Here is an 11635-nt window from a genome sequence, read left to right as displayed (position 1 = left end):
CGGACCGGTTACCAATACCATGCCGTATGGCCTCGTGATCGCTCGGCGAAATCGTTTGAGGTCTTCATCATTGAACCCCAGGCGATCCAACCGCAAGGTCGATACCCCTGCTGTAATCGCTTCGCGATCCAAGATACGAATAACGACCGACTCGCCGAATACGCTGGGGAGAATTGACACACGGAAGTCGACGGTTTTTCGCTCGAGCCGCATTCGAAAACTGCCGTCCTGAGGCACACGCCGTTCGGCAATATCGAGATCGGACATGACCTTGAGCCGAGACACCAAGGGGGCATGGAGTCGAATGTCCAACGGCTCCATTGCTGGAACCAGGATGCCATCGACCCTGAACTTCACTTTGGTGGCACGGTCGGCAGCTTCAATGTGGATATCGCTGGCTCGCCGCTGCATCGCGCTCAACAAGATTGAATCGAGGAGCTTGACGGCAGGACTTTGGTCTTCCCCTGCCCGGTCGATGGTCAAGACCTCTTCTCCTCGCTCGTCTTCCTTCACCAGGACGGACCGGTACTCCGCCTCCAGCTCTCTCAAGGCTTGACTGGATCCCTCGCTGTGTTCCAAAGCCACCAGGATGGCGCTGCGAGGGCTCACGACAAGATCAAGCGGCTTCGCCAGGAGCAGTTCCAACTGATCAAGCGACAGGAGATTCTGAGGATCGGGAATCGCAATCGTCAGGCGCCCTTGCTGCTCGGCGATCGGCACAAAGGGATGCCGCTGCATCAACTTCACAGATATAGACTCATAGAAATGCCGGTCGACGTGAAAGTCCGTGAGGGGATCGAACGGAAGATCAAATTGTGAGGCCAACGCGCGCGCCAGTTGCTCTTCGGAAAGGGCACCTTCGCTCACTAACGTTTGACCGAGAGTCGCCACCGCGCCGCCCAGCCGACCCAGGGTCTGCTCAATCGTCTGTTTCGGAACCATACCGTGCTTGATGAGCACCTCAGCCAGCGACGGCCGCGTGAGGGTCGGAACAACGACGGCTCGCGCGCTTCGAGTGCCGTCTTGAGTCGACCGAGCAGAGCGACGATTGGGAATGAGCCTCATACACTTCCTGCCATCTGAAAAACGGGAAGATACATCACAACGACGATTGCCCCGACCAACACGCCCATGATCAATAGTAAAGCCGGTTCGATCCACGTGGTTAATTGTGTGAGCCGAAGATCTAAATCGCTTTCGTAAAACTCTGCGACATCCCGGAGCATATTCTCCAGCGATCCGGTTTCCTCGCCGACAGAGAGCATCTCGATCGCCAGTTTTGGAAATACCTTCGGTCGATCTAAGGCGGCTGCCAGTGTCGCCCCTTCTCGAATTTCTTCGACCGCAGTAGCCATGCCTTTTGAAATAAACCGATTGGACACAGCGCCACGCGCAATCTGTAGAGCCTCGACCAACGGAGTACCGCCCGCGAGAATCGTGGCAAATGTCCGAGTCAATTGGATGGTATGGTGTTTCACAAGGATCGGCCCGAGAACCGGAAGATGTAGCAGGAGGTGATCGATAGCCAAGCGACCGCTAGGTGATCTGTAATAGGCACGAATAATCAGCCCGACCCCAAAGAGCGTGAGCAGACCAGGCACCAAGTATGTTTGGAATTGATGGACTAAATCGATCAAGGTTTGCGTAGCAACAGGTAAGGTTTTACCGACCTCGCCATAAACCGAGACGAATGTTGGCACGACGTAACTCAGCAAAAACCCGATTACTGCGACTCCGACGACAACAAGAAAGGCTGGATAGGCCAGTGCCTTCGTCACTTTCTGACGAAGACCGATCATGAGCTTCAGATAGACAATGAATCGTTGCAGAACCTCTGCCACGTTTCCAGACTGTTCTCCCGCTTTCATGGTCGCGATATATAAGTCGGAAAAGTAAGTTGGGTGTTTGGCCAGAGCGTCCGACGCGGACGTCCCTCCACGAATATCCTGTCGCACTGTTCTGAGGGTGTGCTGGAACGCGATATGACTGGCTCGTTCGATCAAGAGATCCCACACACGCAAAACGGGAAGACCTGCTTTCACCAACGCGAGCAACTCTTGATTAAAGATCAGAAATTCCTGTACCGGCAACTTCCGCAGAGAGCGTAGTCTTACGGAAGAAGTCGCGACCGCTGTGCCACGACGCTGAACTTTGAAGACCAAGAGGCCCTGGCTTTCAAGCTTGGCTCTCACGAGTTGCTCTTCTTCTCCCTCAATCTGTCCATCGAGGGTTGATCCATCAGGGCGTGCTACTCTGTAGGCAAACGTTGCCATCGGTTATCTTAGTGTATGAGGATGGATAGTCGGCGTGAACGTTTATGGCGCCGGAGTGACGCGTTCGTCTTCAATTCGACTTTCCGGCAGCTTCAGGGCCTGTCCAATCTCGATACGATTCCCAGCCAGCTGATTCGTCGCTCGTAGTCGATTCACGTCGACATGATGTTTGTGTGCAATGCTCCAGAGCGTATCCCCGGTTTTCACGGTGACATACCGTGATTCATGGTCACCAGGCCGTCTATTGTAGGATGAGTCTCTTACTGATGGCATGCGCACGAGCGTAGCGGGCGTCGCGGATAGGTTGCGCTCAGGTAGAGAACGTGCCGGTGAGCTGGTCTGTGCCGGGACCACCATCGCCTTCTGGGTTTTCCGTGAAGGGACGTTCGCAGGTGACAGTCCGCTCGGCTGTCCCTCCTCGTCAATCTTTCCTAGTTTGGACAGTTGCTTATGGAGCTGTTTGAGCTGGCCTTGCATCAGAACACTAGTTCGAGAGAGTCGCTCCCGCTCTGTTCGTGCAGAAGCAAGTTCCTCCCGTTGGAGATCAATGACCTGTTTCGATTCTGCCAGTCTCCGTTCGGCCTCCCGCACACGTCCTTCAAGTTGCGCACGCGCGACCTGTGCCTCGGCCAAATTTTTCCGGCTCGCCTCCAGTTCATTGCGTATCTCCGAGGCAGTCCGCTGTGCGTCACGAACCGAAGCCTTGAGAGTGTCTACTGTTAACTGGAGATCGGTCACCTCCGGTTCATCCATGGGCTCTAATGCTCCACAGGCGGTCCAAAACACAGACATTACTCCCAAGAGGCAAATCATGACGACCCGGTCCGACAGTAACTTCATGAGACGAAGACACCGAGAGGGATCGTTACCGTAATGGGACCTAACCAGCTTGTACACCAGTATTACCATCGGTTATACGGAACTCCATTGCTTCCGACCAAATCTGATCCGGAAAATACGTCAGCCACCCCTTCTTCAACTGTTCCCGTTATTTCCTGCCACGTGGTAGCCGAATTGGTGAAGGGATCGCTCGGAATCGCACGAAGATATCCTGCACCGACTAAGGCTTGCAGTGAAGGCGGATACTTTCCCTGATCAGCGCGGTGCTGATCCAACACGTCACGCATCGTAAACAAATCCTGGCGCAGGGCGGCTTCTCTGGCTCTAATCAACGTTCCCTGGTAGGACGGCACAGCGAGCGTGGCCAGAATTCCGACGATAGAGACGACGATCATGAGTTCGATCATCGTGAAGCCGTTTGCCTCCTCTCCTCTGATCATCACCAGTCTCGATACTTTGTTCCATCCAACGCCGTGTCTTGGCTTTGAGTTAGCACATCGTACACGTCGTCGCCACACCAACTTGAAGGCTTGGGCGCGTCCTTATAACAGCGAAGCAGCCAGTCGGCTTTCTCGGTCAAGGGATCAATTGGAATGCTTCGAAGATATCGTCTCGTCGTTGTTCCCTTTACCGTGGCTTCTTGACTGCTGAGCTTAACTCCGAGCAGTACATCAAGTGATTTGGGGTAACCGTAGGGGCTCGTGATATCCTTGCAGGTCAGCTTGTTCTTGATGCATACAGGGCCTAATAACGTATCTCCGTCACGATTCCATTCCAGCTTGAAGGTATCAATCGCGGCTCGCATCGTTCGCAAATGCTGCCGGAACTCAATTTCATGAGCCCTCTTTGCCGACACGCGACTCAAGGGCATAGCCACCGATGCGAGGATGAGCACAATGGCAAGCGTCACCACCAGCTCCAGGAGAGTGACACCCGACTGCCTCACCGAACCCTCACCACTTCTGTCGCAGATTTTGGCGCCGCTGCGACCACCTGACCCTGGCCTTCCGTCATCTCGGCGTGAAGTGTCGCGACACCTGGCGCTTTGGCGATAAACTGCATGGCGATTAATCTGCCATCTACCGCAACTGGTTTGGTCGGGCGCTCCAGTTTTAGTTCAACTTGTCCCGTCGCCGAGTTCGAGACGGCGGACAGCACCCCTCCTGCATCACCCCGTTTAGGCAACTCACCCTCAACCGTGGATTGCAATTCGAGGATTTGCGGATCGTACGAGATGGTAAATGTCCCCTCTTTGAGGCCTTGGATCCGCTCCGTGAATAGGTCTACACGAACTGCTTTCCCCACTTGGACGGAAGATTCTTGCAGTTTCAGGACAAGCCGTGCCGCCTCTCCGGAATCTGCTGCCGTCTGGCCTGCTGCCTTCACCCCCACAGCAATCTTTTTAAGCGAACTGGAATTGGTTCCAAACGCAACCTTGCTAAGTGGGTTACCGCCTGTTCCCTGCGGCGCTCCAGGAAACAACGGTGTCGTCGCATATGCTGACTCTGTCCCGGACCAGAATACTTGCGTGCCCCAATTGGGTTGCGTCATCGTATGAATAATGTGCGGGGTGATGGTCAGGATGACCTCGGTCGTGACGCGCTGAGTCTGAAAGGAACTGATCCAATCTCCAATGACCGGAAGATCTCCGATCCACGGAATTGTTGTTTTGGTCCGCTGATCTTGCTCCTGGATCAACCCGCCCAATACGATCGTTTCTCCATCCTTAATGTTCAACATCGTCTCTGCTGATCGATTCCCAAATTTGAACTGTGTGATGGGCGGATTTGCTTGCAGTACAACTTGATCTCCAAGCGTAACGACCTCGATCTTCATCTTTAACGCGAGATCATTGACCAATCGGATCGTGGGCTCGACAGTCAACTTGACACCCGTATCACGAAACTCGATCGACGTAACTGTTGAGGTTGTCGGAACCGCCCCCGTTGCAGCCTGACCGGGTAACACGTTGGTGGTAGAAAGCAGAATCGGCTGCTTGTCACCGATGTTGATCTCCGCCTTCTTGTTATTAACCACGCGAATTTTAGGCGAGGCTAGCGTTTTTGAATTTACTATCTGCTTGAAGAAATCGAGCTGTACGTTCGTTGGCAGCTTGAAGAGATAACTGGATGGATCGAGACTCGTGAGCTGCTGATACGTCAATTGCTGTCCGACATCGCCGCTAATGACTCCGGTAAATCCTGGTGGGACAAGGGCCGCAGCAATCTGTTTGGGATAGCTCAGCCCATAGGTCTGATTGACAGTGCGATTCACCTCCAGCACTTCCACTTCGAACAACACTTCAGAATCTTGTCGATCGTTGGCGAGGATGATTTTCTCGGCCAACTCGATTTTCTCCGGTTGATCCCGGATAACGATCGTGTTGAGCGATTCGTTCACTTGCATGCGTTTGCTGTCCAGCATGCCCTTGAGCAGAACCGCCATGTCCTTGGCCTTCACATTGGAGAGATAAAAGGTCCGGATCATCAGGTCCTGATACTGTTCCTGTTTCTGTCTTGTATTCGGACTGATGATCATTAACCCGGTCGACAACACACGGGAAAAGAGATTGTTGCTGTTGAGAATGAGGTTGAATGCCTCCTCGAATGGCGTGTCTTGAATCGTAATCGTCACCGGATCATTCCGAACATCCTTGTCGAAGACAAGGTTGACACCTCTAGCTTTCCCAATCCCTTCCAACACCTCCTTGAGCCCAGCGTTTCGAAAGCGCAGCGTGACCGGCTGCTTGCGTTGATCGTCTCGACCAAGTGCCTGTTGAGCCTCGGTCAGCTTGCTGATACTTTCAAGCGGCTCTTGGTATGACGGATCAAGCTCAGCCGCTTTGGCATACTCTTCCATGGCATCTTCAGCCCGACCAATCTGAGCGAGCCGCTCGGCATTTTTGTAGTGGTCGCGCGCTTCTTTAAGACGTAACGATTCGGCCAGCGCCGCTTGATATTGGAGATTGGTCGGTTCGTTCGCCAACGCCTGCTTAAACTGTTGGATCGCAAGATCAAGTTGCCGGTCTTTCAAATATGCACGGCCTTTTTCTTCAACAGCGGCAGCGGCACGTTCTCGGGACATGGCATACTTACTCTGCAACGTCGGGTTGAATGGGTCGTCTTTGAGAGCCTGTTTGTACGCAAGGCTGGCTTCCTCCCAATTACCCGCGGCAAGAAACTCATCTCCCCGCTTCACATCGGAAGAACCAAAGTAGGCACACCCTGCAATGAACACGAATGCTCCCAGCACCAATCTACTAGCGGACGAATATTGGAAAAAACTCTCTAAGCGTTCATCGCGCATACGTCACCAGCATTTGAACTTCACGACCACAAATTGGGAAAAGTACTTGGAATTTCAGTGCCAAGAAAATTCTATATCAGATTCAAGATGGGGGGTTAGCAAAAACAAGAAACCGCAATATGTTGTGAACCGGGGGAAGATGGGTTTGTCTATGCGTACAGTCCAGGTACTTCAGTGGACGAGATCACAACCTCCTGATAAAAACGACCGTCGTAATGTGTTACAGACGCCAGTACTTAAGAGATTTGGGGAAGGACTCCTTGTCGAACATGCTCTTCACATCTATAAGCACACCTTCCTGTGGGTTACGAAGAACCTTTGTCAGTTTTTGGATTCCCATCTCAAGATAGGTACGGTGTGAAACTGCGAATACCACACCATCTACATTCTTGATAGCATCCCACTCGGTGAGATGAATTCCATACTCGGCCATGGCTTCTTCCACTTCGGCCATTGGATCGTGAACGACAACCTGCACGCCATATTCTCGCAGTTCATTGATGATGTCAGGAACTCTACTATTGCGGAGGTCTGGAACGTTTTCTTTGAACGTGAGCCCTAATACTGCAACCTTCAGCTCAGTTGTGGGACGGCCAAGCTGACTCAACAATTTTATCGCTTGCTCAGCCACAAACTTACCCATCCCATTATTGATCCGTCGGCCGGAGAGAATGACCTGAGGATGATATCCGACGGACTCAGCTTTAGCAGTCAGATAATACGGATCGACTCCTATGCAATGCCCCCCAACAAGGCCTGGAGAGAATTTGAGAAAGTTCCACTTCGTTCCCGCCGCATCGAGCACGGACTTAGTATCTATGCCGAGACGATGGAAAATGAGAGCTAACTCATTCATGAGTGCGATATTTAGATCCCGCTGTGTGTTCTCGATTACTTTCGCGGCTTCAGCCACCTTTATACTAGGAGCTCGATGAACTCCCGCCTTTACGACCATTCCATAGGCCTTTGCCACGATATCGAGCGATTCAGGATCTTGAGCCGCTACGACCTTTACGATTTTTTCGAGCGTGTGCTCCTTGTCGCCAGGATTGATCCGCTCCGGCGAATAGCCAACCTTGAAGTCAATGCCAGCTTTCATGCCTGATTGTTTTTCGAGAATCGGGAGACAAACTTCTTCAGTTACTCCGGGATACACTGTAGACTCATAAACAACGATCGTGCCACGTGACAGGTTGGCACCGATCATCTCAGAGCACATTCGTAGCGGCTTCAAATCTGGCTGGAGTGCCTCACTGATGGGAGTGGGAACAGCAACAATGATAAAGTCAGCTGCCTTGAGATCGTCTGGTTGTGATGTATATGTAACTTGCGTCGACTGGAGATCCGCGGAGGAAACTTCACCAGTTCGATCGAGACCTTTCTGAAGTTCCGCTATTTTTTCCTTATTGATGTCGAACCCGATTACGCGCTGGTGCTTCCCGAACGCCACGGCGATCGGAAGTCCCACATAACCAAGCCCGACAACCGCCACTTTTCGCCTTCTGACTTGGTCTATTGGCATTATCAAACCCCTTTTACAATTTTTATCACAATGGCACAACCGGTAGAGTCAGTCAATGAACTCGTAAGACTTTGCCGGGGTCAGCTTGGACTTCCCAGGCTTTTGCGGACACCTTCAAGACTGCGTTCAGGAAGTTTCTAAATAGGCCTCTTGTGTAATATCAGACGAAACTGCCCGCGAAAACCGCTGGTTATTCTTCAATGATGGGCTTCGAAGAGACGCCAGCAGCCTCCCCTACGGGGTTATCGGCATGACAAGCACGCTTGAGCTTCCATCTGAATATTACTCCCAATCTCGGCACTATTTTGCTTCTAAAACGGTTGGATACCAGAAATGGATTAAAGTGTAGGATTAAGTGTACATATTCTAATTACTATACATCGATCGATTCCACCACTTGCCTAGCGCATCTTACGGCAACACATTTCTATTCTGTTGTTTTACCGAGATTTATTGGGCACCTGACGTGCTTCACCTGCTGAGAGATTAGAGGCATTAGTCTTGCTCGATCCCCTACAGTTCGAGGCATATGCTGATATGTGGTGAATCGTAGCGCTGATTGGAGAGATTTTGATGTTTTTCTTAATCGTAATCAGTTGGTGCGCTGGCAGGTTTGCGACACGGAGGACCCAGACCATGCACCATGTGGTGGACCAGTTACGAAGTCAAATGGGACACGCGAGCACGGCCCAAATTGGGGTCTGTGTAATAGCTATTCTTGCGTTCGTGTTTTTTGCGGAGGATAGTGCGGCTCAGTCATCCAGTCTGACAGTGCAGACCACGAACCAGAAATCCCTAATCAAATCAGGGAACTCCTCACAGACATCAACTGAAGGGAAAAATGTACAGACGGCGAAGGCAGTCCCCCATCGACTCATTCGGAAACCACAGAGTCCTCTCGCTGCTACACTTCAGCCGACCCCGTTTGATGCATCCAAACCAATAACTTCGACGGCCGGTTCAACATCTCCACCGAACAATGCGACCGCTCAATCGCAGGACACTTCACTTTCGAGCAAGACCGCCCCGCTAGCTTCCCCCACGACGGTGCCAACAGCACTTATGCCTTCAGCTGCGACCACCACGATAACTACGGCAACTCCGAATACGATCGCTCCTCGCAGTTCATCGACCGGAACAACCACTTTTGCGGGTGCAACGACCGCAGCTGGTTCAACAAATGGTTCAAATGGAGCGACTGTACCTACAGGAGGTCGGTCGATGTCCAATCTTGCAGCGGAAATGCCAGGACTCTCTCAACTAGTGACTCCTTCATCTTCTTCAGCTCCATCTTCGCCACCCGCTCCGGTCCCGCCGGCCATCGGCGCGAGCCCGACCAGTTTATCTTTTACAGCCCAGCAAGGCAGCGGGAATCCCGCGGTTCAGACCCTCAGCATCAGCAACACCGGCGGCGGGACGTTAAGTTGGAGTGCGAGTGACAACGCTGCCTGGTTGACCGTGTCACCCGCCTCTGGCACGGGTAATGGCTCCGTTGCCGTCAGTGCAGCACTCGGCACTTTAGCCGCCGGTAGCTATAGCGCCACCGTCACCCTCAGTGCTACCGGCGCCACGCCCGTCACCGTCCCCGTCGCGTTTACCGTGACGGCCGCCCCGACAATCAGTCTCAGCCCCATAAGTCTCTCGTACGCAGCAACCCAGGGGGCGGCAAATCCGTCAAACCAGACCGTCACTGTGACCAACAGCGGAGGAACGCTGACGTGGGCGGCAACCGATAACGCTTCTTGGTTAGCACTCACTCCCAGTTCTGGTTCCGGTAATGGCACATTGACGGCGAGTGTGAATACTGCGGGACTTGCCGCTGGAACCTACAACGGTACGATTACAGTGGCGGCGTCAGGAGCTACCTCACAACAGGTAGGAGTAGTCCTGACTGTCAATTCACCTTCAACCTCATCAGCTACCTTGACCTGGAATGCAAGCACATCTAGCAACGTGTCAGGCTACAAGGTGTATCGTGCAACGGCATCCGGTGCCTATGGAGCGCCTACTGCGACTCTTCAAGGCAGTGTGACGACTTACGTATCGACAGGACTACAGTCAGGAACCACATATTTCTTTGTCGTCACAGCGTTCGACGCTTCTGGTACAGAGAGCAGTTTTTCGAATGAAGTCAGCAAAAGCATTTTCTGACGTGGACATACGTGTGATATAAATAGCATAAATCGCGTAATCACAAAGCGACCTTGATCATCTGGAAGCAAAGACGACCATTCAAACAGGGGAAAGGAGCGATTATGAAGCGCTGGTTGTTCGGAATATTATTGGTGTTGGGGTGTCTGTATGCTGGCTCTACAGACGCTGCAGTGTCGTTCGCCACCCGCTGTGCGGCGGCTGGCGTCTTCATCTGCGAAGGCTTCAACACGCCGGGGGATCGCGGCTTCAACGTGGAAGGGAGCGCCTGTCCGGGGTCGAGCAACTTTTGCAGGACGACACAGGGCTCGCTCAACGACTACGGCAGCTACACGTTCATGTCCAACTGCTGCTCGGGGGCCAACCAGGGCGTCAATCATCCGGTTATCACCAATACGCAGATGACTGAGGGCGCTGGAGCGATGCGGATCGCCTTCCCGAGTAATGCCGCCTGCCCCGGCGATAGCATGTCGGGGTGTGATGGACTCTGGGCATTGCCATTAGGGAAGAACTTTCATCCTCCTGGCAGTGGCGATGGAGCCGAGTGGTACTGGCAGTACAAGATTCGCTACGACAGTTATGTGCTGACGCAGAACTACGGCCTCACCGGGAATCCCGGTCCTGCGGTCAAGCAACACGATTGGTTCGACAGCACCTATAGCTCCTGCGCTCCCGTTGAGATCACGAGCAGCATGGTCTATGGGAGTACGATTTATCAGTACACCGGGTGTGGTCCCTATCTCACTCCCAACCACGATGGGAGCGGCAATAGTGTCTCCCCTGGTGATTATCAGAATGGTGGCGCCTATACCTGTTCTGCGTACCTGACTCCAGCAGGTACCTGTTTCCAGTTTAGCGGGGACACCTGGTACGTCTACGCCGGACACGTCAAGCTCGGGGCGTATGGCACCCAAACAAGTACCGTCGAAATCTGGGTGGCTCCTGAGGGCCAACCGCTCCAGTACCTCCTGCACGTGACCGACTGGCCGTTTCAGGCTAACCCGAGTGGAGGGTCCAACTACAACACGCTCTATCTGGAAAACTACATCACGGGCGCGCCGAACAATGGACTCCCCTCCCAAACAGGCTATGTCTACTATGATGAATTGATCGTCTCGACGCAACCGATCGCGGATCCAGCGGGAGGCGGGGGAACGCCCCCCGCCGCACCAACGAACCTGCGAGTCCAATAACTGCTTTTCACATTTTTCTCTCGCATGTTGTTGAGCCCAATAGCAATAAAAGGCGAAGTTGCTGTTACGCGTTCCCCGGCCAATGACAGCAACGCAAAACTAACAGGATGTTGATAAACTTACCTCTCGCAGCCAAGATCTTGTCATGAACTGGATCCGCGCATGAATGTGCCCACGTTAGCGTGAAACCTCCTCGCTGCAGATGCTCCGTAGGGACCTCCTCCCAGAAAACTCGACCAGCCAAAACTGGAACGATTTGCTACGCTGCAGCCCTCTAACCGAGGAGGGCGGTCTGAAGAAGAGCAAGTTTTCTGAAGAGCAGATCGCGACGGCGCTACGCCAGGTGGATG

The 11635-nt window shown here is 53.0% G+C and carries 10 protein-coding genes; 2 read left to right on the top strand and 8 right to left on the bottom strand.

Annotated elements, in window-relative coordinates:
• The 8 genes from VEI50_11080 to VEI50_11045 form a co-directional block, all read right to left on the bottom strand.
• A partial coding sequence (locus tag VEI50_11080) for an ATPase, T2SS/T4P/T4SS family (protein HXX75663.1) occupies nt 1-1065 on the bottom strand: 1065 nt, incomplete at its 3' end.
• Entirely contained in the window at nt 1062-2273 is a 1212-nt protein-coding gene (locus tag VEI50_11075; GenBank protein ID HXX75662.1) for a type II secretion system F family protein, read from the bottom strand. The genes VEI50_11080 and VEI50_11075, both read right to left, overlap by 4 nt.
• 42 nt (nt 2274-2315) lie before the next feature.
• A complete protein-coding gene (locus VEI50_11070; GenBank protein HXX75661.1) occupies nt 2316-3113 on the bottom strand; it encodes a LysM peptidoglycan-binding domain-containing protein in 798 nt (265 codons plus the stop codon).
• Nucleotides 3114-3175: 62 nt separating this feature from the next.
• Complete coding sequence (locus VEI50_11065; GenBank protein ID HXX75660.1) at nt 3176-3553, bottom strand: prepilin-type N-terminal cleavage/methylation domain-containing protein; 378 nt, start codon at nt 3551-3553, stop codon at nt 3176-3178.
• On the bottom strand, nt 3553-4059 hold the full coding sequence (locus tag VEI50_11060; protein HXX75659.1) for a type II secretion system protein: 507 nt from the start codon (nt 4057-4059) through the stop codon (nt 3553-3555). The genes VEI50_11065 and VEI50_11060 overlap by 1 nt, the downstream gene beginning before the upstream one ends.
• The gene (locus tag VEI50_11055; GenBank protein HXX75658.1) at nt 4056-6419 is read right to left on the bottom strand and encodes a secretin N-terminal domain-containing protein; all 2364 of its coding nucleotides are present in this window, start codon (nt 6417-6419) and stop codon (nt 4056-4058) included. Before VEI50_11055 ends, VEI50_11060 begins: the two co-directional genes overlap by 4 nt.
• 220 nt (nt 6420-6639) lie before the next feature.
• Nucleotides 6640-7941, bottom strand: a complete 1302-nt coding sequence (locus VEI50_11050; protein HXX75657.1) for a nucleotide sugar dehydrogenase — start codon at nt 7939-7941, stop codon at nt 6640-6642.
• Between the two features lie 989 nt (nt 7942-8930).
• The gene (locus VEI50_11045; GenBank protein HXX75656.1) at nt 8931-9170 is read right to left on the bottom strand and encodes a hypothetical protein; all 240 of its coding nucleotides are present in this window, start codon (nt 9168-9170) and stop codon (nt 8931-8933) included.
• On the opposite strand from VEI50_11045, the gene VEI50_11040 reads away from it, so the two are divergent.
• Nucleotides 9163-10092: a fibronectin type III domain-containing protein gene (locus VEI50_11040; protein ID HXX75655.1), complete on the top strand. Its 930-nt coding sequence runs from the start codon at nt 9163-9165 to the stop codon at nt 10090-10092. The genes VEI50_11045 and VEI50_11040 overlap by 8 nt on opposite strands.
• Before the next feature lie 104 nt (nt 10093-10196).
• Nucleotides 10197-11285 (top strand): hypothetical protein, encoded by a 1089-nt coding sequence (locus VEI50_11035; GenBank protein ID HXX75654.1) that lies wholly within the window; start codon nt 10197-10199, stop codon nt 11283-11285.
• Nucleotides 11286-11635: the final 350 nt, after the last annotated feature.

The organism is Nitrospiraceae bacterium, from assembly GCA_035623075.1.
In the GTDB taxonomy this organism is placed as follows: domain Bacteria; phylum Nitrospirota; class Nitrospiria; order Nitrospirales; family Nitrospiraceae; genus DASPUC01.
Note: the sequence above shows the minus strand (reverse complement) of the source record. Positions and strands in the feature narration are given on the sequence as shown.